Source organism: Microbacterium sp. NPDC055312, assembly GCF_053645675.1.
Map to the genome: position 1 here is coordinate 69,326 of NZ_JBSHMU010000001.1, position 26,922 is coordinate 96,247.

A 26,922-nucleotide genomic window follows, 5' to 3' on the forward strand; every position below is an offset into this window, starting at 1 on the left:
TAGGCTGATCCGAGCCGCCTCACAGGGCGCTGCCGATGCCGCACAGGGAAGAAAGCTGAGGCTGAGCGGAACATGACCTCTCGTATCCTCGTGGTCGACGACGACACGGCGCTCGCCGAGATGATCGGCATCGTGCTGCGCACCGAGGGCTTCGAGGCGCTGTTCTGCGCCGACGGCGCGCTGGCCGTCGACGAGTGGCGCTCCAGCCGCCCCGACCTGGTTCTGCTCGACCTGATGCTGCCGGGTATGGACGGCATCGAGATCTGCACCCGCATCCGCGCCGAATCCGGCGTGCCCATCATCATGCTCACCGCCCGCAGCGACACGGCGGATGTCGTGCGCGGCCTCGAGGTCGGCGCCGACGACTACATCGTCAAGCCGTTCAATCCGAAGGAGCTGGTTGCGCGCATCCGCACCCGTCTCCGGCCTGCACCGCAGACCGAGACCGAGGTGCTGCGGGTCGGCGACCTGACGATCGACGTCGACGCGCACGAGGTGCGCCGCGGCACCGCGCCCATCGCGCTGACACCGCTCGAGTTCCAGCTGCTCGTCGCCCTGGCATCCAAGCCGCAGCAGGTGTTCTCACGCGAGATGCTGCTCGAGCAGGTGTGGGGCTACCACTACAAGGCCGACACGCGCCTGGTGAACGTGCACGTGCAGCGGCTGCGCGCGAAGGTCGAGCTCGACCCCGACAACCCGCGCATCGTGACGACCGTCCGCGGCGTGGGCTATCGCGCGGGCAGCGTCGGCTAGGTCCGATCGTGGCCGTGAATCCTCCGACGCGCGTCACGGCAGCGCTCTGGGGCGGGCCGCGCCGGTGGCCCGAGGTGCTCTCCGCCCTGTGGCGCACGTCGATGCGGTTCCGCGCCACGGCGATCACGCTGGTGCTCACCTCGCTCGCCATCTTCATCATCTGCGTCGTGATCGCCCTGGTCATCCGCGGCGACCTCTTCGAATCGCGCAAGGACGAAGCGCTGCACAACGCCCGAGCAGCGGTCTCGGCCGCGCAGAAGCAGCTCGACTCGGGACAGACCGGTGATGACCGCGCCACGATCGCCGCGGTGTGGGGCGAAGCGCAGCGCGTGCTGGGCCGGACGGCCTCGTCGAGCCGCATCGTCGGCTTCATCTCCTCGGCCCAGGGCGACGGCTACACGCCGACCGGCTTCCGCAGCCTCGAGTACTCGTCGGCACAGCTGGCGCTCAGCGACGAGCTGCGCACCCGCGTGAAGCAGGTGGCGACCCGCCAGGCCTGGCAGTCGATCGCCCTGCCCCAGGCGGACGGCACGGTCGCTGCGGGAATAGTCGTCGGCCAGCTGCTCGAGTTCCGCGGCGTGGGCACCTACGAGGTGTACATCGCCTACGACCTGGTGGATGCCGACGAGACCCTGCTGTTCGTGCAGCGCACGCTGTGGTTCGCCGGGATCACGCTCGTCGCGCTGATCACCGGCATCCTGTGGCTGGTGCTGCGCTCGGTCTCCGCGCCGATCATCGAGGCGGCCGAGACCAGTGAGCGTCTCGCCGCGGGCGATCTGGAGGTGCGCCTGCCGGTGTACGGGGAAGACGAGCTCGCGAGCCTCGGGCGCTCGTTCAACGCGATGGCCGACAGCATCCAGAGTCAGATCAAAGAGCTCGCAGAGCTTTCGCTCGTGCAGCAGCGCTTCGTGTCGGACGTCTCGCACGAGCTACGCACGCCGCTGACCACGATCCGCCTTGCCGCCGAGATGATCAACGACACGAGGGACGACTTCGATCCGGTCACCGCCCGCACTGCAGAGCTGCTGCACACCCAGGTGCAGCGTTTCGAGACGCTGCTGGCGGATCTGCTCGAGATCAGCCGGTACGACGCCGGATCGGTGCAGCTCGAGGTCGAGGCGACCAGTCTCGCCCAGCTCGCCGAGGAGATGGTCGACCAGATGCGTCCGCTCGCCGCCGCGCACGACACCGAGCTGCGTCTGGTGGCGCCGGGAGGCTATTCACCCGTCGACATGGACCCCCGCCGTGTGCGCCGTGTGCTGCGAAACCTCATCGGCAACGCGATCGAGCACGGCGAGGGCGAGCCGATCGTGATCACCGTCGACAGCGATCAGCACGCCGTGGCGATCGGCGTGCGGGACTTCGGACTCGGCATGCGCCCCGAAGACGTCGAGCACGTGTTCGACAGGTTCTGGCGGGCCGACCCGTCGCGCAAGCGCACGATCGGCGGGACGGGGCTGGGGCTCTCGATCGCGCTCGGCGACGCCAGACTGCACCGCGGCACGCTGGAGGTGTGGTCGGAGCTCGGCGTCGGCACGAACTTCGTGCTGACCATCCCGCGCAGCCCCGACGTCGAGATCGGTCGGGGTCCCGTCCCGCTGGAGCCGGCGGAGGGCATCGTCGACGTCGTCGACGTCACCGAGCCGATCACCCTGCGCGGCGTGCACGACGACGCGCAGCCGAGCACACCGCACGACGAGTCCGGTCACGCCCGCGACCTCGGCGAGAAGGGCCGGCAGACATCATGAGCTCGCGCACCGGCATCCGTCGCCTGTCGGCGATCGGCGCCGCCCTCGCCGCCACCCTCGTGCTGGCCGGCTGCACGGGGCTGCCGACCTCGGGCCCTCCCAACGCCGGACTCGCGGTGGGGGAGGAGATCGAGGAGGCACCGTTCTCGTTCCTCGCCGAGGACCCGGAGCCGGGGGCGGGTCCGGCCCGGATCGTCGAGGGCTTCCTCGACGCGTCCATGTCACCGGCGGACTCGTGGGGCACCGCGCGGAAGTTCCTCACCGACGACTTCCAGAGCGCCTGGAAGCCCGATGCGGGCGTGACGATCGACAGGTCGGTCGAGGACCGCGACTACGACTCGACGGTCGAACCGGACGACGAAGACGCGACGTCGGCGGAGGTCAGCGTCACGCTCGGGCAGGTCGCGAGCGTCGACGGCACCGGCGCCTACAGCGCCGACACCGGCGCGGCGACCGCCAGCTACCGGCTCGCGCGCGAGAAGGGCGGCGAGTGGCGCATCGCCGAGGCGCCCGACGGCATCACCCTCGACATCGAGACGTTCGGGCAGGTCTACGAGAAGTTCTCGCTGAAGTACTTCGATCCCACCTGGACCCATCTCGTGCCCGATGTGCGCTGGTTCCCGCGCCGCGCCGCCATGGCGACGACAGTGGTGCGGGCGCTGATCTCGGGCGAGCCGAGCGAATGGCTCGCCCCGGCCGTGCGATCGTTTTCGTCCGACGTCGAGATGGTCGGCGACGCGGTGACGGTCGACGCGTCGCAGGTGGCCTCCGTGCCCCTGAACCGCGCGGCGCTGTCCGCCTCGCCGACCGACTTGGCGCGGATGCGCACCCAGCTCGAGGCGAGCCTCGACGGCTCGGGGGTGAGCGAGGTGCGTCTGCTCGTCGACGGAGTGCCGCTCGATGCCGGTCGCATCACCGTCGACGACCCGATCGTCGACCCGGGCGTGCTGGTGCTCGACGACGAGATGTTCGGCACGGCCACGTCGAGCGGCAAGATCGCCCCGGTCAGCGGCCTCACCGCGCAGATCGCGAAGACCGTCGATCCGATCGCCGCCATCGATGTGTCCGCCGACGCGCAGCTCGCCTCGGTGCAGCTGCGGGACGGACGCGTGTTCGCGGTGAGTGACGGCCACACGAACCAGGTCGACGGCCGCAGCGGGCTGATCGCCCCGTCGCTGGATCCGTTCGGACTGATCTGGACGGTGCCGACCTCGAACCCCGCCGCGGTGCAGGTCTCGACTGCGCAGGCGAAGCCGTCGACCGTCGTCGACGCCTGGCCGTCGGCGGACGCCATCAGCCAGCTGCGCGTGTCGGCCGACGGCGCGCGAGTCGCCGCGATCGTCACCTCCGGGGGTGAGCGCCGGCTCGTCGTCGCCTCCATCATCCGCGACGAGGAGCAGCGTCCGGTCAGCCTCGGTGCGCCCTACTTCGACGTGGCACAGCTCTCGGGAGCGGTGCAGGGACTGTCGTGGGTCGGAGCGGATGCCGTGGCGGTGCTCAGCGCCACATCCGATCCCACGCTGACGACGTACACGATCGGCGGCCCGTCGACGGTGTCGTCGGCACCGGCCGGGGCGGCCGCCCTCGCCGGCGCCAAGACGGTCACCGGGGTGCGGGTGCTCTCCACCGACGAGTCGGTGTACGCCAAGCGCGGCTCGTTCTGGCAGGAGGCGATCGCCGACGTGCGGGTGCTCGGCACCAGAGCCGGGTACTGACTCGCCCTGCACAGGATGTCGTGCCGCCCGGTTCTCCCCGGGTGGTGCGCCGCCGGGCATCCGGGTGGTGCGGGATCGGGCACAGTCGGAGCATGGATGCGGATCTGCGGCGGCTCGCCGGCGACGTCCTCGCCCTGCTGCTCGCCGCGAGCTGCCCCGGCTGCGACCGCAGCGGCACTCTGCTGTGCGACGGATGCCGGATGCTGCTGCGCCCCGCGCCGCACGTGGTGCGCACACCGCAGGGCATGGCCGTGCACGCCGCGCTGCGGTACGAGGGCGTCCCCGCGCGGACGATCAGACGCCTGAAGGAGGACGGCACGACCATGCTGGCCCGTCCGCTCGGAGCCGCGCTGGCGGGCATCCTGTCCACGACGGCGCACGACGCGCTGATCGTGCCCGTGCCGACCAGCCGAGCGGCGTTCCGCCGGCGCGGCTACCGGGTGCCCGATCTGCTGGTGCGGCGCGCCGGCGTCGCGCCGCACCGGCTGCTGGTGCCCGCGCGGCGCACGGGGGATCAGCGCGGCCTGGGGCGTGAGGCGCGAGCCCGCAACGTCACGGCCAGCATGCGCGCCGCTCACCCGGGGCGCGGGAGGGTCGTCATCGTCGACGACGTGGTGACGACGGGCGCGACACTCGACGAGGCGGCACGGGCGCTGCTCGCTGGCGGATACACCCCCGTGTGCGCCATCGCGCTCGCCGCCACGCCGCGTCTGCGCGACACGCTCATCTCATGATGCACGGATAGTGACATGCCGCTGCACGGCGACTAGCGTAGGTGTTCACAAGGCGACCACGGTCCGCCCTTGGCCGGGCGGACCGGGACAAGGAGACAGTGATGGAAACGAGCATCGTCGGCGTCGGAGTGAGCATCTCCGATCGATTCCGCACCGTTGTCGAAGAGAAGACGGCCCGTATCCAGACGCTCGCCCCGCGGGCGCAGCGACTCGAGATCAAGGTCACCCATCGTGCCTACCGCAACGGGCGGATCCCCGATGAGACGGTCGAGCTCACCCTGCTCGGCAAGGGACCGGTGATCCGGGCCGAGGCGGTCGATCCCGACAAGTTCGCCGCGTTCGACCTGGCGCTCGACAAGCTCGCCGAACAGCTGCGCCGCGCCAAGGAGAAGCGCATCGACAGCCGCAACCACCCCCGCGGTGCTCACTTCGAGAAGGAGAGCGGGGCACTCGCCGGCATCGATGTGCAGCCGGCGTCGGTCGAGGTGCTGCGCGCCGTGGCGACCGGGGCGATCCCCGTGCAGGCCGACGAGGAAGAGGAGTACTCGCCCGTCGTCATCCGCACGAAGAACTTCGATGCCGAATGGATGACCGTCGAAGAGGCCGTCGACCGCATGGAGCTGGTCGGGCACGACTTCTTCCTCTTCGTGGACGCCCGCACCGACCACCCGAGCGTCGTCTACCGCCGCAAGGGGTGGGACTACGGTGTCATCTCGCTGACCACCGCGGCCCCGCCGGAGGAGGCGATCGCCTCCTGACGATCCACGAGGCGCCTTCCCCGCGGGGAAGGCGCCTCTGTCATTGGGTCCGCGAGCCGTCTGGGTCCCTGAGCCGGGCCCACGCGCCCCCGAGGCTCTGAGTGACGCGGAGCGGCGCTCAGAGTGGGGCGTGGGGAGCGAAGGGCCCTGACCCCGTCTGGGTCCCTGAGCCTGTCGAAGGGCCCTGACCCCGCCGAAGGGCTAGTCGAAGATGCCGTCCAGGATGCTGCCGATCACCAGGCCGCCGAGGACGCCGCCCATGATGTCGCCGCCTCCCATGCCGCCGCGGCGTCCGCCGCCGCCCCAGCCGTCGCCGCCCCAGCTCTGGTTCTGCGGGCGGGACGAGTCGATGTCGCGCTGGGCGAGCTGCAGAGCCTCGGATGCCAGCAGCGCCACGCGCCGGGCGGCCGCCAGCGCCTGCTCCCGGGTGTCCTCCGCAGGAAGCATCGCGGGCACGTCCATGCGCAGCCGCTCAGCTTCGGCCAGCCGAGTGCGCGCGTCGGCGCCGATCCAGCCGCGGTGACCCGCGATGAGTCCGCGGGCCACGCCCAGCTGACGGTCGGCGTCATCGAGGGCGTGCTGCACGTGACCGAGCGAGGGGAGCGGGTTCTGCGCGCGGTACTGCGCTTTGGCGATCGCCTCGTCGAGAGCGGTGTTGGCGGCGCGCAGCCGGGTGAGCTCGGCGAACGGGTCGTTGCGGGTGCCGGCCGGCGCGATCGCGAGCAGCGCCGCCTCGAGCTCGCCGGTCGCCTTCGCGACCTCCGGCGTCTGCGGCGCGTTGCGGGCCGCGACGACGTCGCCGCGGGAGTCGGCGACCACGTCGGCGAGGGTGGACTCGGCGCGCAGCGCCTGGATCTCGAAGTCCTCGACGGCATCCAGCAGTGCACCGGCACGGCGCACGGCCTCGGTCGCGGTTTCGAGGGCGAGGTTCGCCTCCTCGTTCTGGCGTGCCGCGCGACGGCGCTCGGACACGTCGGCGCTGTGCGTGGCGAAGGCGAGCAGCTGCTCCGCTTCATCGCCTGACGACGCGATCCGGCGCATCGCGGTCTCGGAGTACCGCGTCGAGAGGCGCTCGATCGTCGCGCGCGCCTGAGGGATGCGAGATGCGAGGGATTCGGCATCCCGCCGCACCTGGGCGATGATCTCGGGAGCCCGGCGCACCGTCGCGACCGTCTCGGCCAGCTCACCGGTCTTCTCGTCGAGGAGGTTCTCGGCCCACTCGCACAGCTGCACGATGCGCGCGTTGCGGGTGCGCAGCTCTTCGACGGTGTCGGGGATCTCGTCGTGGTTCAGCTGGTGCAGCTGGAACGCCTCACCCAGATGCGTGCGCACCGACCGCAGCGCGTTGCCGAGGTCGGCGGTCAGCGAGTCGCCGAGCTCGGCCTGCGCGAACGCGAGCTCGTCGGAGGTGGTGCGGATGCGCTCGTCCGCCGCGACCAGCGCCTGCTCGGCGCGGCGCGCGAGATCCGCGTCCTGCGCCGCCAGCGCCTCGTCCTCACGTCTGCGTCTGCCCCAGAATCCGGCCATGTGACGATCCTACGGTCGTCGGCCGATGTGCGTGCTGTGCATCGGGTGCGCCCCTCGCGAACAGCGGGGGAGGCGACCGCTCAGGCCGGAGCCTTGGCCGGGCGCCCGCGCTTGGGTCGCTCGGTCGAGAGCTCCAGGTGCATCGCGTGCTGCGGATGATCGCTGAGACGCTGCTCGATGTGATCGAGCCAACGCACCTCGGCCTCGGCGGCGAAGATCATCGAATCGGCCACCAGCGACCGGGCGAGCTCCTCGGGGCCGCCCGGGTCCGCTCCGTCGGGCCTGGCGCCGGTCAGCCGCTCCAGCTGCGTCAACGACGCCGTCCGCTGATGCCGTATGACGCTCGCGACGTCGACGCCGGGCAGTGTGGCGGCGACCGCCAGCTTGATGGCGAGCTCGTCGCGGGTGCCGTGTCCGCGCTCGACCGGGCGGTCCAGCCAGACGCGCACCTCGGCCCGCCCCGCGGGCGTGATCTGCCAGTAGACGTGACCGCGCTCGTCCGTCGCGCCCCTCTCGACGAGGCCGTCGCGCTCGAGGCGCTCGAGGGTGTTGTAGATCTGACCGACGTTGAGCGGCCAGGTCGAGCCGGTGCGGCGATCGAACTCGGCGCGCAGCTGATAGCCGTAGCACCGTCCCTGATCGAGGATGGCGAGCAGGCTCTGGCGAACGGACATGTGACTCCTCGACCGGACGCACCGGTATTGCGTTTCTCGGTATATGCATATCCGGCAACATCGGATGCCGGCGGGATCCCGCACGGCGTGTCCGTTCGCCGTGAGCGTGCACCGACCTGCAGGTGCACAGCGTGCGCAGGTCACGCGCCGGTAACATGGCAAAGCATGTCCGGTGCAGACCATTGTTCCGGGACGTATATCCAAGGGAGACATCCGTGGCGAATCCTCTCGAGAAGCTGCTGCGCGCGGGCGAGGGACGCATCCTCCGTCGGCTCAAGCAGGTCACGAAGGCCGTGAACGCGCTCGAAGACGACTTCGAGAAGCTCAGCGACGACGAGCTGCGGAATGAGACCGCCGAGCTGCGCGCGCGATTCGAGAAGGGCGAGACTCTCGACCAGCTCATGCCCGAGGCCTTCGCCGCGGTGCGCGAGGCTGCGCGCCGCACCCTGGGCATGCGCGCGTACGACGTGCAGATCATGGGTGGTGCCGCGCTGCACTTCGGCAACATCGCCGAGATGAAGACCGGTGAGGGAAAGACGCTCGTCGCCGCCTTCCCGTCGTACCTCAACGCCATCGCCGGCAAGGGCGTGCACGTCATCACGGTGAACGACTTCCTCGCCTCCTACCAGTCCGAGCTCATGGGCCGCGTGCACCGCGCTCTGGGCATGACGACCGGAACCATCGTGTCGGGCCAGACCCCCGAGGTGCGACGCCAGCAGTACGCCGCCGACATCACCTACGGCACGAACAACGAGTTCGGCTTCGACTACCTGCGCGACAACATGGCGTGGCGCAAGGAGGACCTCGTCCAGCGCGAGCACTTCTTCGCGATCGTCGACGAGGTCGACTCGATCCTGATCGACGAGGCCCGTACGCCGCTGATCATCTCCGGACCGTCCTCCGGCGAGGCGAACCGGTGGTTCACCGAGTTCGCCAAGATCGCCCGCACGCTCGAGGCCGGCGTCGACTACGAGGTCGACGAGAAGAAGCGCACCATCGGCGTCCTCGAGCCGGGCATCGAGAAGGTCGAGGACTACCTCGGCATCGACAACCTCTACGAGTCGGCCAACACCCCGCTCATCTCGTTCCTGAACAACTCGATCAAGGCCATCGCGCTGTTCAAGCGCGACACCGACTACGTCGTGATGAACGACGAGGTCATGATCGTCGACGAGCACACCGGCCGCATCCTCGTCGGGCGCCGCTACAACGAGGGCATCCACCAGGCCATCGAGGCCAAGGAGGCCGTCCCGGTCAAGGCTGAGAACCAGACGCTGGCCACCGTCACGCTGCAGAACTACTTCCGTCTGTACGAGAAGCTCGCCGGCATGACCGGAACCGCTGAGACCGAGGCGGCCGAGTTCATGTCGACCTACAAGCTCGGGGTGGTCCCGATCCCGACCAACCGTCCGATGATCCGCAAGGACCAGCCCGACCTCGTGTACAAGAACGAGCAGGCGAAGTTCGCGCAGGTCGTCGAGGACATCGCCGAGCGGCACCAGGCCGGTCAGCCGGTGCTCGTGGGCACGGTGAGCGTCGAGAAGAGCGAGTATCTCTCGCGCCTGCTCGCGAAGAAGGGCGTCAAGCACGAGGTGCTCAACGCGAAGAACCACGCACGCGAGGCCGAGATCGTCGCGCTCGCCGGAAAGCTCGGGGCGGTCACGGTCGCCACGAACATGGCCGGTCGAGGCACCGACATCATGCTCGGCGGAAACGCCGAGTTCCTCGCCGTGCAGGAGCTCAGGGCCAAGGGGCTCGACCCGGAGGAGACTCCCGAGGAGTACGAGGCCGCGTGGGACGACACCTACGAGGCGATGAAGAAGCAGGTCGCCGAGGACGCCATCAAGGTGACCGAGGCGGGCGGCCTGTACGTGCTCGGCACCGAGCGCCACGAATCGCGCCGCATCGACAACCAGCTGCGCGGACGTTCGGGTCGCCAGGGAGACCCCGGCGAGAGCCGCTTCTACCTGAGCCTCACCGACGACCTGATGCGCCTGTTCCAGTCGGGTGCCGCCGAGGCGATCCTGGCCCGCACCAATTTCCCCGATGACGTGCCGATCGAGTCGGGACTGGTCAGCCGCGCCATCCGCAGCGCCCAGTCGCAGGTCGAGGCGCGCAACGCCGAGATGCGCAAGAACGTGCTCAAGTACGACGACGTGCTGAACCGCCAGCGCGAGGCGATCTACGCCGACCGCCGTCACATCCTGCACGGCGATGACATCGCCGACCGCGTGCAGCACTTCGTCGAGGACGCGATCGGCGGGATCGTCGACGACCACACGAGCACCGGCCACACCGAGAGCTGGGACTTCGACGCGCTGTGGGCGGAGCTGAAGACCCTGTACCCGATGGACGTGACGATCGACGAGGTCGTCGCCGAGGCGGGAGACCGCAAGGGCGCCATCACCGCCGAGGGGCTCAAGCGCGAGCTGCTCTCCGACGCCAGGATCGCGTACGAGAAGCGCGAGGAGACGCTCGGCGAGGCCGCGATGCGCGAGCTCGAGCGCCGCGTCGTGCTGCAGGTGCTAGACCGCCGCTGGCGTGACCACCTCTACGAGATGGACTACCTCAAGGACGGCATCGGCCTGCGGGCGATGGCGCAGCGCGACCCGCTGATCGAGTATCAGCGCGAGGGATACGCGATGTTCCAGGCGATGATGGGTCAGATCAAGGAGGAGTCGGTCGGCTACCTGTTCAACCTCGAAGTCGAGGTGCGTCGCGCCGGCGACGACCAGACCGAGGTCGAGGCCAAGGGCCTGGTCGATGAGCAGCCCGTGCAGAAGCTGGAGTACTCGGCGCCCGACGACGCCGGCGGCGTCGAGGTGCGCAACGAGAGCGGTCAGGTGCAGAAGGCGGCCACCGCGCGCGCCTCCGCCCGCGGCGCATTCGGTCAGTCGGTGGATGCCGATGAGCAGCCCGCCGGCAACCGCGAGCAGCGCCGGGCGCAGAGCAAGAAGAAGAAGTAGTGCACCCTGACGCGGGCGGCCGGCACCGCCCGCGTCAGCAGCACGCGCCGCTCCCGGTATCCTGACGGAATGACCCGCCGCACTCTTGACCAGTCGTCGAAGCTGAGGAACGTTCTCTACGAGATCCGCGGCAAGGCACTGGTCGAGGCGGCGCGCCTCGAATCCGAGGGGCACCAGATCCTGAAGCTGAACACCGGAAACCCGGCGACCTTCGGCTTCGAGGCGCCGCACCAGATCGTGCGCGACATGCTCGCGGCTCTGCCGACCGCGCACGGCTACAGCGACAGCAAGGGCGTGATCTCCGCTCGCCGCGCGGTCGTCAGCCGCTACGAGGAGGTCGAGGGCTTCCCGCGCTTCGACCCCGACGACGTGTATCTCGGCAACGGCGTCTCCGAGCTGATCACCATGGTCATGCAGGCGCTGCTCGATGAGGACGACGAGGTGCTCATCCCCGCCCCGGACTACCCGCTGTGGACGGCCATGACCTCGCTCGCCGGCGGCACGCCGGTGCACTACATCTGCGACGAGGAGAACGGCTGGCAGCCCGACCTCGAGGACATCCGCGCGAAGGTGACACCGCGCACCAAGGCGATCGTCATCATCAACCCCAACAACCCCACCGGCGCCGTGTACTCGAAGGAGGTGCTCGAGGGCCTCGTGCAGATCGCGCGCGAGAACGAGCTGCTGCTGCTCTCCGACGAGATCTACGACCGCATCCTCTTCGACGACGCCGAGCACATCCCGACCGCCACGCTCGCCCCCGATCTGCTCTGCCTCACCTTCAACGGGCTCTCCAAGACCTACCGGGTCGCCGGCTACCGATCCGGATGGGTGGTCATCACCGGGCCGAAGTCGCACGCCCGCGGGTTCCTGGAGGGCATCACGCTGCTGGCATCCACCCGCCTGTGTCCCAACGTGCCGGCGCAGTACGCCGTGCAGGCGGCACTCGGAGGGGTGCAGTCGATCGACTCGCTGATCGCGCCGACCGGCCGACTGCACGAGCAGCGCGACATCGCCTGGAGCGGTCTCGAGGCGATCCCCGGCGTCAGCTGCGTGAAGCCCGCCGGAGCGCTGTACGCCTTCCCGCGCCTGGACCCCGAGGTGCACGAGATCCGCGACGACGAGAAGCTCGTCTACGACCTGCTCGTGTCCGAGAAGATCCTGCTCGTGCAGGGCACCGGATTCAACTGGGCGACCCCGGATCACCTGCGGGTCGTCACCCTGCCGGAGGCGCGCGTGCTCAGCGAGGCGATCGAGCGCCTCGGGAACTTCCTCGCGAGCTACCGGCAGTGAGCTCCGCTCGGGCGCCGAGCCCGGCGGCGATCCGCCGCACCGCGCTCACCAGCTGAGACCGCGGCGAGACGTCCGCGATCGCTCTCGCGTGCAGGGCCGCAGAATCGGTCGCCCGCTGGTCGTGCGGCACGAAGGCGACGTCGTCGATGCCCGCGAACCGACTGAGCGTGCGCCGGATCTGTCCTCTGGCGTCGATGCCGAGCGGGCCCGGACGTGCTCGATTGGCGACGACCGTGACCGGGGTCTCGCCGACCAGGTGGCGCAGCTCGGCGTATCCGCGCAGGAACCGGCTGACACCGAGCGGATCGGCGCTGAGCACGGCGATCACCGCATCGGCCTCGAGCAGCACGGCGGCGGTCGCCGCGTGGCGCTGCGGCGCGTCGGGCCCGAGCTGATCGTCGTCCTCGTCGAACGCCGCGGCGACGTCGACGACGGTCTCGTCCTGCCAGTCCCTGGCGACCGCGAGCGTCGCGCGCAGGCGCGCCGCGCCGAGCTCCGGCCAGCGGCTCGGACGGTTCAGACCGCCCAGCACGTCGAGCACTCCTGCCGACGTCTCCACCGGCACGGCGAGTCGCGACAGCTCCGCGACGTCGAGACTTCCGAGCTGGGCTCGTCGGCATGCCGCGGCGAGCCCGGGGGACTCATCGCCCAGACCCAGCTGAAGCGCGATCGACGGAGCGACGCTGTCGGCGTCGACCAGTGCGGTGCGACGCCCGGCCCTGGTCAGCTCCACGGCGAGCTGGATGGCCAGCGTGGTGCGCCCCGGTGCGCCGTGCGGACCCCACACGGCGAGCACGCGCGGCGGCCGGCCGGCGTCGTCCGATCCGACGGCGGCGCCCCCGCCGGTGATCGCGGCGAGCACCTGCGCCGCCGGCGTGTCGGACGGCAGCGGCGCCGGCAGGCCGAAGCGGGAGGCGAGCCGGGAGTCCGCCGTTCCGATCGGGACGACGCGCACGGCGGCGCGATCGCAGGAGCTGATCAGGTCGGACGTCAGCAGAGCGCGGGTCGGCGGGACGAGCAGCGCATCGATGCCCGCCAGGTGCAGAGCCGGCACATCATGGGGGCGCACGAGCGTGACCTGCGCTCCCTCGAGTTCGAGATCGCTCGCGAGCAGCGCCGCATCGACGCCGTCGTCGACGATGATCAGATTAATCACGACCCGGCCCCTGTCGGGACGATCGAGACGGCGTCCCCGCCGGTGATCGCGGCCAGCACATCCGCGACATCGGCCCGGTCGACGACGACCTCGACGTCGGTCCGCGCTCCCGCCAGCATCCCGTCCTCCTCGGCGACACGCGCGATCACCGCATCCGCGACGAGTATCCGCGGCTCCTCGAACGCGCGCCCGTCGTCGATCGGGGGTGCATGCCACAGCTCGACCACCGCCCCGGCCGACACGTCGGCGGGGACGGCCGTGCTGCGGATCACGACCGACGTCGTGCGCAGCTCGTCGGGGTCGCCGACGGCGGCGGACGGCACCAGCTCGCCCGCGGTGAGGGTGCGCACCGCGACGGCACCGGGCTGCAGGTTCTGCGGCGCCATGTACGAGTCGCTGAGCGCGCCGAGCCCCACCTCGACGACCTGCAACTCGGCCGAGCTGATCGTCTCGCCGGGAAGCACCGTTCTCGTCGCCTGCAGCACCGGAGCGGTCTGACGCGAGGTCGACACCAGAAGCCACACGCCGGCGACCGATGCGAGCACGAGCGCCACGCCGATCAGGAATCGCAGATCGCCGAAGAACGGGCGGTGGGCGCGGGAGCGGATCATGCAGACATCGTCACAGAAGTCGGACGATCGCCGCCGAAGTTATCCACAGCGGCCGGTCGGTGACGGCTTTCATGCCAGCACGGGGGAGAATGAGTGCATGTCCGACGCATCCCGAGAGGCTCCGCGCTTCCTCGCGCCCGCGCAGGTGGCAGAGCTTCTCAGCATCGAGGTCGACGAAGTCATCGACCTCGTGCACGCGGGTCGGCTGCGCGGCTCCCAGGTGGGGTCGCCGGCGCGGTGGCGGGTGGAGTACTCCAGTCTTGCGGACTACCTCGACGCGCAGTCCGAGGAGGCACGTCGGATGGCGCTGTGGCGGCAGTCGAACGAGGCCAGCTTCCCCGAGGTGTGGGGGACGGCGCCGCTGCGTCGAGACTGAACCGCGCTCACCGCCGCCCGCTCAGACGACGTCCGAGGCGTCCTCCACGCGCACCCAGCTGAGCGTGGTGAACGGGATGCTGCGGAATCCGTGCACCGAGCGCACGCGCCGCGGCTCGTGCGGATCGTGCAGCGCCAGATCGAGGTGATCCGCGCCCGCGCGGTCGATGGTGCCGTGCTGAGGGTCGCCCGAGCGTCTGCCGACCGTCACGGGGATGCGCCGCCGCGCGAGGTCGCGCAGGACGAAGCCGAGCGTCATCCGTCCGCGCAGGCCGCCGTCCGGTGCGTCGGCGGAGAGGCTGCCGAGCAGGGTGCCGTGATCGACCGCGAGCGACTCGATGGCCTCCAGCGGGGCGATCCGCATGCGTGAGTCGCCGCCCGCGCTCACCCCGACCCAATCGGCGCCGACGACGCGCAGCACGGCATCCCATCGCTCGCCGCCGGCCAGTTCCAGCACCATCCTGCCGTCGGTCGCGGTCATCGTCCGCAGCCGGTCGTGCAGGGTCAGCTTCGAGATCCGCAGCCGCTCGGACTCGGCATCCAGGGCCGCGCGCTCCGCCTCCCACTCGGCCGCGAGCTGACCCTCCAGGTCGTCGAAGAGATGCTCCCATTCCACGCTGTCGACAGTAGAGCAGAACCGGTGCGGGCGATGCGGGTTCTCCACAGCCGGGTGCGATCACCCTCGGCCGTTCGGATGCCGTGTGTTATTTTCGTGGGGTTCGCTACGAAGAAGAGCAGCACCACGAGCCGGGGGGTATCGGGGAATGACGACGACGTTGAACGAGTACTTCGCTCCGCAGCCGACCTCGGCGGCCGAGCTTCCCGATCCCGTGCCACTGCTGCGCAGTCTCACCCAGGGCGCGCTGGAGGTTCTCGCCGGTGTCCGCGAGGTCGATCAGCTCGCGCGATGGTTCAGCGAAGACGCGTTCCGCGCCCTGGTCACCCGGGCGAACCTGTCGGCGCGCGCCCGCAGCGCACGCAATCAGGCCCCGACGCGCCCCAGCTTCCAGATCCTCTCGATCCGCGAGAGCGCACCCGTCGACAACGTGATCGAAGCGGTCGTGGTGGTGGCGGGGCCCGGGCGCACGCGTGCGGTCGCGATCCGGCTGGAGGGCTTCGACGGACGCTGGCGGGCCAGCTCCCTCGCCATCCTCTGAAGCGGGCACGGCGCGCCAGTAGGCTGAAACCGTGTCAACACTCAGCGACCTCGTCCACGCCCAGGGGCTCCTCACCGATGCCGACGTCGAATGGCTGCACCGCCTGGCCGGCGACGGCCAGCTGCTGGCCGACCTCGCCTCGGCCGACATGGTGATATGGATCGAGACCTCAGACGGCTCGTTCATCGCGGTCACTCATTCGCGCCCGAGCGGCGCCGCCACGCTGTTCTACCGTGATCTCGTCGGCGAGAAGGTCCGTCCGCAATGGCGCACGCAGGTGCAGGCGGCGTTCGAGTCCAGCGCGATCGTCGACTCCTCCTCGCCGGACTGGTTCGAGGAGACCCCGACCCGGGTGCGCGCCGTGCCGATCCGCCGCCGCGAGGGCAAGGACGAGGGCGAGATCATCGGCGTCCTCACCCGGCACACCAACCTCGGCGAGGTGCGGATGCCGTCGCGCCAGCAGATCAGCTTCGACGAGTGCGCGAACGACCTGTTCCACATGATCGCGTCAGGAGAATTCCCCGACCTGTCCGCTCCCACCGCGCCGCGCCGCGGCGCGCCGCGCGCGTCAGACGGCCTGATCCGTCTCGACGTCGACGGCATCACGACCTTCGCGAGCCCGAACGCGCTGTCGGCGTTCAATCGGATGGGCTTCGACGACGAGCTCGAGGGGGAGTCGCTCGCCGAGGTCACCACCCGGCTCGTCCCGCCGTCGCGTCAGGTCGACGAGTCGCTGCCGGTCGTCGTCACCGGACGCGCCCCCTGGCGCACCGACATGGAGGCGCGCGGTGTCACCGTGTCGCTGCGGGCCATCCCGCTCAAGGACCACGGCACCCGGATCGGTGCGATCGTGCTGTGTCGCGATGTGTCGGAGCTGCGCCATCAGGAGCAGGAGCTGATCACCAAGGACGCGACGATCCGCGAGATCCACCACCGGGTGAAGAACAACCTGCAGACGGTGGGCTCGCTGCTGCGCATCCAGGCGCGTCGCACGCACTCCGATGAGGCTCGGGAGGCGCTCACGCAGGCGATGCGCCGCGTCGAGGCGATCGCCGTCGTGCACGACACCCTCGCCAGCGGTCTGGCGCAGACGGTCGACTTCGACGAGGTGTTCGACCGGGTGCTCAAGCTCGTGGCAGAGGTGGCCTCCGCGCCCAACACCCGCGCGCGCACGCAGCTCGAGGGACGCTTCGGGGTGCTGCCGAGCGAATACGCGACCCCGCTGGCCCTGGCGCTCACCGAAGTGGTGACCAACGCCGTCGAGCACGGCCTGGCCGGTCAGGAGGGCATCGTGCGCATCGAGGCGAGCCGCACCTCCGAGCTGCTGCGTGTGACCGTGGCCGACAGCGGACACGGCCTTCCCGAGGGACGGGTGGGGCAGGGACTGGGCACGCAGATCGTGCGCACCCTCATCCAGGGCGAGCTCAGCGGCAGCATCGAGTGGAAGGGTGCCGAGGGCGAGGGCACCGAGGTGATCATCGAGATCCCGATGCGCTGGATCTCCGTCTGACCGTCGGACCCCTGGCCCGACGTCGCGCAGAAGCGCCGGTCATCCCGGAGGATGACCGGCGCTTCGCGGATCGCGTGCTCGGGAGCCGAGCGGAGTGCGTCGAGAGGGTGGGTCAGCCGGCGCGGCGGGCGCGGGCGGCACGGCGCTTGAGAGCGCGGCGCTCATCTTCGGACAGGCCGCCCCACACGCCCGAGTCCTGACCGGATTCGAGGGCGTACTGCAGGCAGATCTCTGTCACGGTGCAGGTGGCGCACACGGCCTTGGCCTTCTCGATCTGATCGACCGCGGGCCCGGTGTTCCCGACGGGGAAGAACAGCTCGGGGTCGACGGTCAGGCAGGCTGCTTTATCGCGCCAGTCCATACGGGGGCTCCTCAGAGATAGGTGTTTCGGTGTGGGGCGCCGTTCGAGCGGCGCGCAGATCGGGTGAGCGGATCGGGGTCGGCTACCCTGGTGATGCGGGCGATGCCCGCCCCACTCCGATGTGGGAGCACATGGCTCGTACCATTGTGTTACAGAAACAATCTGAAATCAAGGTTTTTCCACGCTCCTGAAAGGAGCTCCGTGCGCACATCCGGCCCGACCACCGCCGCCGCCATCGTGCTCGCCCTGGAGGGCGTCGCCCTGGGGGTCGTCTGCATCATCGAACTGCTGGCACTGGGTGCGGGCGACACTTCCTCGAACGTGGGCGGCATCGCGCTCATCGTGCTCACGCTGGTCGCCGCCGCGGCCCTCGGAGCCTTCTCGTGGGGCACGCTGCGGCGCGCGTCCTGGGCTCGATCCGGGGGAGTGCTGTTCCAGGTCCTCGGCGTCGCCCTCGGGCTGGCATCGCTCAGCCTCGAGCCGAAGGTGTGGCTGTTCACGATCGGAGTCGGCGGAACGGCGCTGGTCGGGCTGATGCTGCTGATCAGCGCCACACGCCGCGACGGCGCGTCCGATCCGCGCCTGCGCCCCGGCGACGAGCCGCGCGACCGCGGCTGACGGGCGACGCCGCAGCGTCGGAGGCTCAGGCGTCGACGCCGAGGGTCTTGCGCAGCCGGGCGACGTGACCCGTCGCCTTCACGTTGTACTGCGCCGTGGTGATCGTGCCCTGCTCGTCGATCACGAACGTCGAGCGGATCACACCCTCGATGACCTTGCCGTAGTTCATCTTCTCGCCCCACACGCCATAAGCCGTGTGCACCGCGTGGTCCGGATCGCTGAGCAGGGTGAAGGTGAGCCCGTCGCGCTCGCGGAAGGCCTTCAGCTTCTCGGGCTCGTCACGTGAGACGCCCACGACCGTGTAACCCGCGCCCTGAAGCGATGAGATGCTGTCGCGGAAGTCGCATGCCTGCGTCGTGCAGCCGGGAGTCATGGCCGCCGGATAGAAGTACAGGATGACCTTCCGGCCGCGCAGGTCGGCCAGCGAGACGGCCGTGCCGTCCTGATCGAGCAGCGAGAAGTCGGGGGCGGGGGTACCGGGTTCCAGGCGTGTCGTCACCCGACCAGCCTATCCGGCGAAGGTGGCCAGCAGCCGCTGCAGCGATTCGAGCCGGGCCCGCCCGGTCTCGCTCAGTTCGCCGTCGGCTGCGGCTTCATTCAGTGCGCAGTCCTCGGCGTCGGCGAGATGCGTGCATCCGCGCGGGCAGTCCTGGGCGATCTCGGCGAGCTCGGTGTACGCGGTGAGGATGTTCGCGGGATCGACGTGTCCGAGCCCGAACGAACGGACCCCGGGGGTGTCGATGACCCAGCCGCTGCCCGTCGCGCCGACGTAGCGCAGCGACACGGTGGATGACGACGTGTGCCGGCCGCGGCCGGTCACCTCGTTGACATGGCCCGTCGCGCGGTGCGCCTCGGGGACCAGGGCATTCACGAGCGTCGACTTCCCCACGCCCGAGTGCCCGACGAACACGGTGGAGTGGCCGACGAGGGCCGCGCCGATCTCGTCGAGGGGCATGTGCCCTTGGGCGCTGGTGAACACCGTCAGATCCAGACCGTCGAAGTGGGAGAGGAAGTCGGCGGGGTCGGCGAGATCGGTCTTCGTCACGACCAGCAGCGGGCGGATGCCGGCATCCAGCGCCGCCACGAGATAGCGATCCACCAGGCGGGCGCGGGGCTCGGGGTCCGCCGCCGCCACGACCACCAGCATCTGGTCGGCGTTCGCGACGATGACCCGTTCGACCTGATCGGTGTCGTCGGCGCTCCGCCGCAGCAGCGATGTGCGCTCGACGATGCCGACGATGCGGCCGAGCGTGCCGTCGTCGCCGGAACGGTCTCCCACGACGCGCGCGCGGTCGCCCGTCACGATCGGGGTGCGCCGCAGCTCTCTGGCCCTGGCCGCGGTGATCGTGCGCTCCTCGGCGGTGTCTTCGCCCAGCAGGACGCTGTATCGGCCGCGGTCCACCCCGAGGATGCGTCCGATCTCGGCATCGTCGTGGGCGGGGCGGCGCTTCGTGCGCGGACGGTTCGCCTTCGGGTTGGGGCGGGTGCGGATGCGGCTCTCGTCGAAGTCCTCGACATCGTCGAGTTCGTCGTCGTCGCCGAGCCAGCTCACGCGATGGCGCCCGTCAGCATGCGCTCCCACAGCTGGGTGAACTCCGGCAGGGTCTTCGCGGTCGTGCCGATGTCGTCGATCTCGACCCCCGCGACGCGCAGCCCGATGAGGGCGCCCGTGGTCGCCATCCGGTGATCGTGATGCGCCGGCCAGATGCCGCCGTGCAGCGGCCGCGGCGTGATGCGAAGGCCGTCGGGCAGCTCCTCGGCGTCGCCGCCGAGTGCGCGCAGGTTGTTCACCAGCGCCGCGATGCGGTCGGTCTCGTGGGTGCGGATGTGCCCGACCCCGCGGATGACGGTGGGACCGTCGGCGAAGGCGGCAAGGCCCACGATGGTCGGCGTGAGCTCGCTCGCCGCAGACAGGTCGATGTCGAGTCCGCGGATGCTGTCGCCCGCGCGCACCGTGAGCGCACCGCCGTGCCGGCTGGTGTGCGCGCCCAGCGCGTGCAGGATGTCGGGCAGCAGGGCGCCCGGCTGGGTGGAGTGCAGCGGCCACCCTGCGATCGTGACCTCTCCACCGGTCACCAGCGCCGCGGCCAGGAACGGCGCCGCGTTGGACAGGTCGGGCTCGATCGCCACGTCCTTCGCCCGCGGGACGCCCGCCTCGACGAGCCACTCGCCTGCGGCGGGACGCTCGATGCGGATTCCTCGCCGGCTGAGCGACTCGATGGTCATGTCGATGTGCGGCAGGCTGGGCAGCCGCTCGCCGGTGTGCACGAGGTGCAGTCCGACGTCGAAGCGTGGCGCGGCGAGCAGCAGCCCCGAGACGAACTGGCTGGACCCCGAGGCGTCGATCTCGACCCTGCCCCCGCGGATGCGCCCGTGCCCGCGCACGGTGAACGGCAGCGACCAGGTGCCCTCGTCGTCGACGTCGACGCCCAGGTCGCGAAGTCCGGTGATCAGCGCTCCCATCGGGCGGTGCAGGGCGCTCTCGTGTGCGGTCAGGTGGATCTCGTCCTCTGCAAGGCCCGCGAGCGGGGCGATGAAGCGCATCACCGTGCCGGCCTGACCGCAGTCGACGGTCACCCCGCCGCGCAGGCGAGCGGGAGTGACGAGCAGATCGGGGCCGAACTCGCCGTCGGACGGCTCCTCCTCGATGCCCACCCCCAGCTGACGCAGCGCGTCGACCATGCGACGGGAGTCGTCCGAGTGCAGCGGGCGGATCAACCGGCCCGGACCGTCGGCGATCGCGGCGATCACCAGCTCGCGGTTGGTGATCGACTTCGAGCCGGGGATCGTGACGGACGCGTGCACGGCGTGCTCGGCGACCGGGGCGGCGTACCGGCCGCTCGCGGGTGCAGGGGAATACCGTTCAGTGCTCATCGGTTGTAAGCCTAGTGAAGGCTGCGACACACGGAGCGGAGAAGACACATGACGGCGAACGCGATGCTCGATCGCTCTGACGTCCACGGTGCCGACGCACTCTCGCGCCTAGACTGGCCCGTGATGGACGAGACAGCTTCCCGCGATCCTCGACGCGACTTCGAGGAGCAGGCGATCCCCTTCATGGATCAGCTCTACGCCGCGGCCATGCGCATGACGCGCAACCCGGCGGATGCCGCCGATCTCGTGCAGGAGACGTTCGTGAAGGCCTACGCCGCGTGGTCGAGCTTCACGCCGGGGACCAACCTGAAGGCGTGGCTGTACCGCATCCTCACGAACACGTACATCAACATCTATCGCAAGCGTCAGCGCGAGCCGTTCCAGGGCACGATCGACGAGCTCGAGGACTGGCAGCTCGGCGGCGCCGAATCGACGACCGCCACGCACGGTCGCTCCGCCGAGGCGGAGGCGATCGACCGGATGCCGGCATCCGTCGTGAAGGATGCCCTGCAGGAGGTGCCCGAGGACTTCCGCCTCGCGGTCTACCTCGCCGACGTCGAGGGATTCTCCTACCAGGAGATCGCCGACATCATGAAAACCCCCATCGGCACCGTGATGAGCCGTCTGCATCGTGGCAGGCGCATGCTCCGCGAGCTGCTGGCCGACTACGCCGCTGAACGGGGAATCCGTGCGGCTGAACCGAGGAGCAGGAAATGAGCGACTGCGGCTGCGAGAAGGCGCGCCGGGATCTAGAGGAGTACCTCCGCAACGAGGTGTGCCGCACCGGGCACACCGAGATCCGCGAGCATCTCGAGAACTGCGAAGAATGCAAGGACGAGGCACTGGTCGCGAGGACCCTCACCGAGGTCGTGGCACGCGCCTGCAAGGAGACCGCTCCCGAAGAGCTGCGGGACCAGGTGCTCGCCAGGCTGCGCGCCGTTCAGGCGACCCACTGACGAAGCACGGACGACGGCGAGATCGGTCGCGCCGCCTCCCCGTAGGCTGAGTGGATGACCGAACCGGACGAGACCATCATCGCCGTCGACCCGGACTCGCAGCGCCGCCTGCGCGAGAACGGGCTGGACTACCGCATCGCCGACATGTCGGTCGACGCCGACGCGGAGGGGTTCCTCCGCGCCGACTCGCGCGGATTCCTCGATGAGGACCCCACCGACGCCGAGCTGGCTCAGATGCGCGAGACCATGCGTGCCCGCCGCAACATCGGCGTCTACGATCCCGCGGCCGGCAGCTGGCCGATCGCGACGGTCAACAGCTGGGTGACACCGCTGAGCCTGCCCGGTGGCGAGATCGACATGTGGGCGATCAGCTCGGTCACCGTCGCCGGAACCCACCGTCGACGAGGCATCGCGCGCAATCTGCTCGAGGGCGAGCTGCGGGCAGCCGCAGGCGCCGGCGTCGCGGTCGCCGGCCTCACGGCATCCGAGGCGACGATCTACGGCCGGTACGGCTTCGGACCCGCCGTCCCGGTGATGCGATTCACCGTCGACACGGCCCGCGCCGGCTGGCGCGGCAGCGAAGAGCCGTCGACAGGGCGGCTCGTGTATGCCGACAAGCAGACCCTCGCCGCCGATCTCGAGCGCCTGCACGAGACCTCCCGGACACGGCGTTCCGGGCAGGTCGCGGGATGGCGCGGTCGGTGGCAGCGCATGGCGGGCCTGGCCGAGGGCGACAAGGAGGCCGCCGCCGTCCGCGGCGTGCGGTTCACGGACGCGGACGGTGCCGTGCAGGGCGCCATGGCGTATACGCTCGCGGAGCTCGCCGGAGTGTTCCGCTCGGAGATGCGCATCCGCTCGATCATCACGACCTCCGACGAGGCTCTGCGCGAGATCTGGCGGTTCGTCGTGCAGCACGACCTGGTCACCAGGGCCCGCGTCGACCTGCGCCCTGTCGACGACCCGCTGCCGTGGCTGGTCGCAGACCAGCGCGCGGTCACGGCCGAGGTGCACGACCACGGCTGGCTGCGGGTGCTCGACGTCGACGCGGCCCTCACCGCGCGCACCTACAGCGGGCCGCTCGACATCGTGCTCCGTGTGGACGACCCGCTCGGGTTCGCCGCAGGCGACTGGCGGGTCACGGTCGATGAGGGCGGTCGCGGTCGGATCGCAGCGACATCCGACGCTCCGGACGTCACGCTCGGCGTCGTCGAGCTCTCGGCGATCTACGCCGGGGGAGTGCCGCCCGCACAGCTCGCCGCAGCCGGGCGCATCCGCGGTGATGCCGACGCGGTGAGCGCACTCTCCCGCGCCTTCCTGACCACCCCGTCGCCCGTCCTCGGCATCTGGTACTGACCACATCCGGCACCGGGCGAGAGCCCGCACGCGAAAGGCCGCCGCCCTCGATGAGGGCGGCGGCCTTTCGCATCCGCTCCGGCGTCAGTCGAGCGTCAGCGCGGTCTTCAGCAGAGCGACCTGCTCGGCCGCGTGCACCTTCGACGAGCCCGTCGCCGGCGACGCCGCAGCCGGCCGCGTGACCGCGTGGAACTGCCGGGGGCCGGGCACCGCGGCGAACTCCAGCGCGAGGAACGGCCAGGCGCCCTGGTTCTCGGGCTCGTCCTGGACCCACACCAGCTCGGCGTTCGGGTACGAGTCGGTGATCGCCTTCAGCTCGTCGATCGGCGTGGGGTACAGCTGCTCCATCCGCACCAGCGCGATCTCGGGGTTCGGGTTCTTCTCGAGCTCGCTGCGCAGGTCCCAGTGGATCTTCCCGGAGTGCACGAGCACGCGCTTCACGGCGCCGCGGTCGAGACCGCGGTCGTCGTCGATCACCGGCTCGAACCGACCCTGGGTGAAGTCCTCGACCGGGCTGGTCGCGCCGCGCAGGCGCAGCATCGCCTTCGGGGTGAAGACGATCAGCGGCTTGCGCGGACGGGCGTAGGCCTGGCGTCGCAGCAGGTGGAAGTACGACGCCGGCGTCGACGGACGCGCGACGAGCATGTTGTCCTGCGCGCACAGCTGCAGGAATCGCTCGATGCGCGCCGAGGAGTGATCGGGCCCCTGGCCCTCGTAGCCGTGCGGCAGCAGCAACACCACACCGGACTGCTGGCCCCACTTCTGCTCCGCCGAGGACACGTACTCGTCGATGACGGCCTGGGCGGTGTTGGCGAAGTCGCCGAACTGCGCCTCCCACAGCACCAGCGCCTCGGTGTTCTCGACCGAGTAGCCGTATTCGAAGCCGAGGGCCGCGTACTCGCTGAGCAGCGAGTCGTACACGAAGAAGCGGCCCTGGTTCTCGGACAGGTTCGCCAGCGGCAGCCACTCCTGGCCGTTCGCGCGGTCGTGCAGCACCGCGTGACGCTGCACGAACGTGCCGCGGCGCGAGTCCTGGCCGGCCAGGCGCACCGGGGTGCCCTCGACCAGCAGCGAGCCGAAGGCGAGCAGCTCGCCGAAGCCCCAGTCGATGCCGCCCTCGCGGCTCATCTTCACGCGCTTGTCGAGCTGCTGCTGCAGCTTCGAGTGCACCGTGAAGCCGTCGGGCTTGTTCGCGTGCGCGTCTCCGATGAGGTGGACCACCTCGAGCGGCACACCCGTGACCTCCGGGGCGCCGATCTGGTCATCGACCTGGTTGAGCTCCGGGGCGATCGGAGTCGCGCCCGTCTCGGCGGCGTGCGTCTCGGCGAAGGCGATCTCCAGACGGTTCTGGAAGTCGGCCTTGGCCTGCTCGTACTCCTCCTCGGTGATGTCGCCGCGGCCGACCAGGCCGTCGGTGTACAGCTTGCGCACCGAGCGCTTCGCCTCGATCAGATCGGTCATCAGCGGCTGGGTCATCGAGGGGTCGTCGCCCTCGTTGTGACCGCGGCGTCGGTAGCAGACCAGGTCGATGACGACATCGCGGTGGAAGCGCTCGCGGTAATCGAACGCCAGTCGCGCGACATGGATGACCGACTCGGGGTCGTCGCCGTTCACGTGGAACACCGGTGCCTGGACGGTCTTCGCCACGTCGGTGGCGTACACCGACGTGCGCGAGTCGGTCGGCAGCGTGGTGAAGCCCACCTGGTTGTTGACGACGACGTGCACGGTGCCGCCGGTGCGGTATCCGCGCAGCTGCGACATCTGCAGGGTCTCGACCACTACGCCCTGACCGGCGAACGCCGCGTCGCCGTGCACGAGGATCGGCAGCCAGGCGAAGGTGCCGATCGGCTTGCGGTCCTGCTTGGCGCGCACGATGCCCTCGAGCACGCCGTCGACGGTCTCGAGGTGCGAGGGGTTGGCGGCGAGGTAGACGGGCAGTTCGGCGCCGTCCTCGGCGACGAACGTCCCCTCGGTGCCGAGGTGGTACTTGACGTCGCCCGACCCGCGCTGGTTGCCGGGGGTCAGCGATCCCTCGAACTCGCGGAACACCTGACCGTAGGTCTTGCCGGCGATGTTGGTCAGCACGTTGAGTCGACCGCGGTGCGCCATGCCGATCGCGGCGCCGTCCAGGCCGGCGTTCGCCGCACCCTGCAGCACCTCGTCGAGCAGCGGGATGAGCGATTCGCCGCCCTCGAGCGAGAAGCGCTTCTGCCCGACGAACTTCGTCTGCAGGAACGTCTCGAACGCCTCGGCCTCGTTGAGCTTGCGCAGCACGCGCAGCTGCTCGTCGTGGTTGGGCTTGACGTACTTGACCTCGAGCTTCTCCTGGAACCACCGGCGCTGCTCGGGGTCCTGGATGTGCATGTACTCGATGCCGAGGGTGCGGCAGTACGAGTCGCGAAGCACACCGAGGATGTCGCGCAGCTTCATCACGCGGCGTCCGCCGAAGCCGCCGGTGACGAACTCTCGGTCGAGGTCCCAGAAGGTGAGTCCGTGGCTCTCGATCTCGAGGTCGGGGTGCGAGCGCTGAACGTACTCGAGCGGGTCGATGTCCGCCATCAGGTGACCGCGCACCCGGTACGAGTTGATGAGCTCCTGCACGCGTGACTGCTTGTCGACGCGCTCGGCCAGGTCCACCGCGATGTCGGCGTTCCAGCGGATCGGCTGGTAGGGGATGCGCAGCGACGCGAAGATGTCCTCGTAGAAGCTGCGCTCGCCGATCAGCAGCTCGTGCACCTTCTTGAGGAACTCACCCGATCCGGCACCCTGGATCACGCGGTGGTCGTAGGTGCTGGTGAGCGTGATGGTCTTGCCGATGCCCAGCTCGGTCAGCGTGCGCTGGCTCGAGCCCTGGAACTCGGCCGGGTAGTCGAGGGCGCCGGCGCCGATGATGCAGCCCTGGCCCTTCATCAGACGCGGCACCGAGTGCACGGTCCCGATGCCGCCGGGGTTGGTCAGCGAGACGGTGGTGCCGGCGAAGTCGGCCGCGGTGAGCTTGTTCGCGCGCGCCCGGGCGATGATGTCCTCGTACGCGGCGAGGTACTCGCCGAAGGTCATGGTGTCGGCGCGCTTGATGCTCGGCACGAGCAGGGCGCGGGTGCCGTCGGGCTTAGGGACGTCGACGGCGATGCCCAGGTTGACGTGCGCCGGCGCGACGACCGACGGCTTGCCGTCGACCTCGGCGTAGAACACGTTCTGGCTCGGGAAGTCCTTGAGCGTGCGGATCAGCGCCCAGCCGATGAGGTGGGTGAAGCTGACCTTGCCGCCGCGTGTGCGCGCCATGTGGTTGTTGATGACGATGCGGTTGTCGATCATCAGCTTCGCGGGGATCGTGCGCACGCTCGTCGCGGTAGGCACCGTCAGCGACTGATCCATGTTGGCCGCGAGGGTCTTCGGCATGCCGCGCAGCGGCGTGACGCGCTCCTCCTCGGCGGGAGCGTCGTCCTTCGCCTCGCGCTTGGGTGCCTGGGCGGGGATGGGTGCCTGCTTGGCGGGTTTGGCCGTCGTGCGGGCGACCGGCTGCGCGCCGATCACGGGAATGGGGGCGGTGACAGGGTGCGCGGGTTCCGCCGAGGCCGCCGGCGCACCGCCGGCCGGCTGAGCCGCGGCATCCGGGGTGTACTGCTCGAGGATCGGCCACCACTCCTTGTCGACCGAGTTGCGGTCGTTCTGGAACTGCTCGTAGAGCTCATCCACGAGCCAGGAGTTGGCTCCGAACCCCCCGTCGCCACCGACGCCGGTCACCTGGTTCGACACGCTCTATCGCCCTCTTTCGTCGCTGAA

At 70.1% G+C, this 26,922-nt stretch carries 24 protein-coding genes; 14 read left to right on the forward strand and 10 right to left on the reverse strand.

The window, feature by feature from the left end:
* The first annotated feature begins 72 nt into the window (after positions 1 to 72).
* The 5 genes from mtrA to hpf all read left to right on the forward strand — a co-directional run bounded on the left by mtrA (position 73) and on the right by hpf (position 5,708).
* Entirely contained in the window at positions 73 to 753 is a 681-nt protein-coding gene (gene mtrA, locus ACWIDW_RS00300; RefSeq protein ID WP_454122017.1) for an MtrAB system response regulator MtrA, read from the forward strand.
* A 14-nt stretch (positions 754 to 767) separates the two neighbouring features.
* On the forward strand, positions 768 to 2,501 hold the full coding sequence (gene mtrB / locus ACWIDW_RS00305) for an MtrAB system histidine kinase MtrB (protein ID WP_454122019.1): 1,734 nt from the start codon (positions 768 to 770) through the stop codon (positions 2,499 to 2,501).
* The gene (locus ACWIDW_RS00310) at positions 2,498 to 4,216 is read left to right on the forward strand and encodes an LpqB family beta-propeller domain-containing protein (protein ID WP_454122021.1); all 1,719 of its coding nucleotides are present in this window, start codon (positions 2,498 to 2,500) and stop codon (positions 4,214 to 4,216) included. Before mtrB ends, ACWIDW_RS00310 begins: the two co-directional genes overlap by 4 nt.
* Positions 4,217 to 4,308: 92 nt before the next feature.
* On the forward strand, positions 4,309 to 4,950 hold the full coding sequence (locus ACWIDW_RS00315; RefSeq protein ID WP_454122023.1) for a ComF family protein: 642 nt from the start codon (positions 4,309 to 4,311) through the stop codon (positions 4,948 to 4,950).
* Positions 4,951 to 5,051: 101 nt separating this feature from the next.
* A complete protein-coding gene (gene hpf, locus ACWIDW_RS00320; protein ID WP_454122024.1) occupies positions 5,052 to 5,708 on the forward strand; it encodes a ribosome hibernation-promoting factor, HPF/YfiA family in 657 nt (218 codons plus the stop codon).
* Between the two features lie 201 nt (positions 5,709 to 5,909).
* Here the strand turns inward: hpf and ACWIDW_RS00325 are convergent, their stop codons facing one another.
* Positions 5,910 to 7,235 carry a hypothetical protein gene (locus ACWIDW_RS00325; protein ID WP_454122026.1) on the reverse strand — a complete coding sequence of 442 codons (1,326 nt, stop codon included), beginning with the start codon at positions 7,233 to 7,235 and terminating at the stop codon, positions 5,910 to 5,912.
* Between the two features lie 80 nt (positions 7,236 to 7,315).
* Entirely contained in the window at positions 7,316 to 7,909 is a 594-nt protein-coding gene (locus ACWIDW_RS00330; protein WP_454122028.1) for a PadR family transcriptional regulator, read from the reverse strand.
* A 215-nt stretch (positions 7,910 to 8,124) separates the two neighbouring features.
* Here ACWIDW_RS00330 and secA point away from each other — a divergent pair, with 215 nt between their 5' ends.
* Both secA and ACWIDW_RS00340 read left to right on the forward strand, forming a co-directional pair.
* Positions 8,125 to 10,875 carry a preprotein translocase subunit SecA gene (gene secA / locus ACWIDW_RS00335; RefSeq protein ID WP_454122030.1) on the forward strand — a complete coding sequence of 917 codons (2,751 nt, stop codon included), beginning with the start codon at positions 8,125 to 8,127 and terminating at the stop codon, positions 10,873 to 10,875.
* A 69-nt stretch (positions 10,876 to 10,944) separates the two neighbouring features.
* Positions 10,945 to 12,168, forward strand: coding sequence for a pyridoxal phosphate-dependent aminotransferase (locus ACWIDW_RS00340; RefSeq protein WP_454122031.1), 1,224 nt, complete (start codon positions 10,945 to 10,947; stop codon positions 12,166 to 12,168).
* On the opposite strand, the gene ACWIDW_RS00345 is transcribed toward ACWIDW_RS00340, so the two are convergent.
* Positions 12,116 to 13,324 carry an AAA family ATPase gene (locus ACWIDW_RS00345; RefSeq protein ID WP_454122033.1) on the reverse strand — a complete coding sequence of 403 codons (1,209 nt, stop codon included), beginning with the start codon at positions 13,322 to 13,324 and terminating at the stop codon, positions 12,116 to 12,118. The two genes, ACWIDW_RS00340 and ACWIDW_RS00345, sit on opposite strands and share 53 nt — an antisense overlap.
* Positions 13,321 to 13,935: an SAF domain-containing protein gene (locus ACWIDW_RS00350; RefSeq protein ID WP_454122034.1), complete on the reverse strand. Its 615-nt coding sequence runs from the start codon at positions 13,933 to 13,935 to the stop codon at positions 13,321 to 13,323. The genes ACWIDW_RS00345 and ACWIDW_RS00350 overlap by 4 nt, the downstream gene beginning before the upstream one ends.
* 97 nt (positions 13,936 to 14,032) lie before the next feature.
* Here ACWIDW_RS00350 and ACWIDW_RS00355 point away from each other — a divergent pair, with 97 nt between their 5' ends.
* Positions 14,033 to 14,311, forward strand: a complete 279-nt coding sequence (locus tag ACWIDW_RS00355) for a helix-turn-helix domain-containing protein (protein WP_454122036.1) — start codon at positions 14,033 to 14,035, stop codon at positions 14,309 to 14,311.
* A 21-nt stretch (positions 14,312 to 14,332) separates the two neighbouring features.
* Here ACWIDW_RS00355 and ACWIDW_RS00360 read toward each other — a convergent pair whose 3' ends face one another.
* On the reverse strand, positions 14,333 to 14,926 hold the full coding sequence (locus ACWIDW_RS00360) for a hypothetical protein (protein ID WP_454122037.1): 594 nt from the start codon (positions 14,924 to 14,926) through the stop codon (positions 14,333 to 14,335).
* 148 nt (positions 14,927 to 15,074) lie between these two features.
* On the opposite strand from ACWIDW_RS00360, the gene ACWIDW_RS00365 reads away from it, so the two are divergent.
* On the forward strand, positions 15,075 to 15,467 hold the full coding sequence (locus ACWIDW_RS00365) for an Rv3235 family protein (RefSeq protein WP_071641457.1): 393 nt from the start codon (positions 15,075 to 15,077) through the stop codon (positions 15,465 to 15,467).
* A 31-nt stretch (positions 15,468 to 15,498) separates the two neighbouring features.
* The gene (locus ACWIDW_RS00370) at positions 15,499 to 16,977 is read left to right on the forward strand and encodes a sensor histidine kinase (RefSeq protein WP_454122039.1); all 1,479 of its coding nucleotides are present in this window, start codon (positions 15,499 to 15,501) and stop codon (positions 16,975 to 16,977) included.
* 112 nt (positions 16,978 to 17,089) lie between these two features.
* Here ACWIDW_RS00370 and ACWIDW_RS00375 read toward each other — a convergent pair whose 3' ends face one another.
* On the reverse strand, positions 17,090 to 17,338 hold the full coding sequence (locus ACWIDW_RS00375) for a WhiB family transcriptional regulator (RefSeq protein WP_071641453.1): 249 nt from the start codon (positions 17,336 to 17,338) through the stop codon (positions 17,090 to 17,092).
* 201 nt (positions 17,339 to 17,539) lie between these two features.
* Between ACWIDW_RS00375 and ACWIDW_RS00380 the strand changes: the two genes are divergently transcribed.
* Positions 17,540 to 17,956: a hypothetical protein gene (locus tag ACWIDW_RS00380; RefSeq protein ID WP_454122042.1), complete on the forward strand. Its 417-nt coding sequence runs from the start codon at positions 17,540 to 17,542 to the stop codon at positions 17,954 to 17,956.
* A gap of 25 nt (positions 17,957 to 17,981) precedes the next feature.
* On the opposite strand, the gene bcp is transcribed toward ACWIDW_RS00380, so the two are convergent.
* Genes bcp through aroA form a run of 3 tightly spaced genes read right to left on the reverse strand, consistent with a single transcriptional unit; the run spans position 17,982 to position 20,830 of the window.
* The gene (bcp, locus tag ACWIDW_RS00385; RefSeq protein ID WP_454122043.1) at positions 17,982 to 18,455 is read right to left on the reverse strand and encodes a thioredoxin-dependent thiol peroxidase; all 474 of its coding nucleotides are present in this window, start codon (positions 18,453 to 18,455) and stop codon (positions 17,982 to 17,984) included.
* Positions 18,456 to 18,464: 9 nt separating this feature from the next.
* Positions 18,465 to 19,508, reverse strand: coding sequence for a ribosome small subunit-dependent GTPase A (gene rsgA, locus ACWIDW_RS00390; RefSeq protein WP_454122045.1), 1,044 nt, complete (start codon positions 19,506 to 19,508; stop codon positions 18,465 to 18,467).
* The gene (gene aroA / locus ACWIDW_RS00395; protein WP_454122047.1) at positions 19,505 to 20,830 is read right to left on the reverse strand and encodes a 3-phosphoshikimate 1-carboxyvinyltransferase; all 1,326 of its coding nucleotides are present in this window, start codon (positions 20,828 to 20,830) and stop codon (positions 19,505 to 19,507) included. The genes rsgA and aroA overlap by 4 nt, the downstream gene beginning before the upstream one ends.
* Positions 20,831 to 20,953: 123 nt before the next feature.
* Here aroA and ACWIDW_RS00400 point away from each other — a divergent pair, with 123 nt between their 5' ends.
* Genes ACWIDW_RS00400 through ACWIDW_RS00410 form a run of 3 tightly spaced genes read left to right on the forward strand, consistent with a single transcriptional unit; the run spans position 20,954 to position 23,139 of the window.
* A complete protein-coding gene (locus ACWIDW_RS00400) occupies positions 20,954 to 21,547 on the forward strand; it encodes a sigma-70 family RNA polymerase sigma factor (protein WP_454122048.1) in 594 nt (197 codons plus the stop codon).
* Positions 21,544 to 21,786, forward strand: a complete 243-nt coding sequence (locus ACWIDW_RS00405) for a zf-HC2 domain-containing protein (RefSeq protein ID WP_454122050.1) — start codon at positions 21,544 to 21,546, stop codon at positions 21,784 to 21,786. Before ACWIDW_RS00400 ends, ACWIDW_RS00405 begins: the two co-directional genes overlap by 4 nt.
* Positions 21,787 to 21,840: 54 nt before the next feature.
* The gene (locus tag ACWIDW_RS00410) at positions 21,841 to 23,139 is read left to right on the forward strand and encodes a GNAT family N-acetyltransferase (protein ID WP_454122052.1); all 1,299 of its coding nucleotides are present in this window, start codon (positions 21,841 to 21,843) and stop codon (positions 23,137 to 23,139) included.
* A gap of 84 nt (positions 23,140 to 23,223) precedes the next feature.
* On the opposite strand, the gene ACWIDW_RS00415 is transcribed toward ACWIDW_RS00410, so the two are convergent.
* Positions 23,224 to 26,895 (reverse strand): multifunctional oxoglutarate decarboxylase/oxoglutarate dehydrogenase thiamine pyrophosphate-binding subunit/dihydrolipoyllysine-residue succinyltransferase subunit, encoded by a 3,672-nt coding sequence (locus tag ACWIDW_RS00415; RefSeq protein ID WP_454122053.1) that lies wholly within the window; start codon positions 26,893 to 26,895, stop codon positions 23,224 to 23,226.
* Positions 26,896 to 26,922 lie beyond the last annotated feature (27 nt).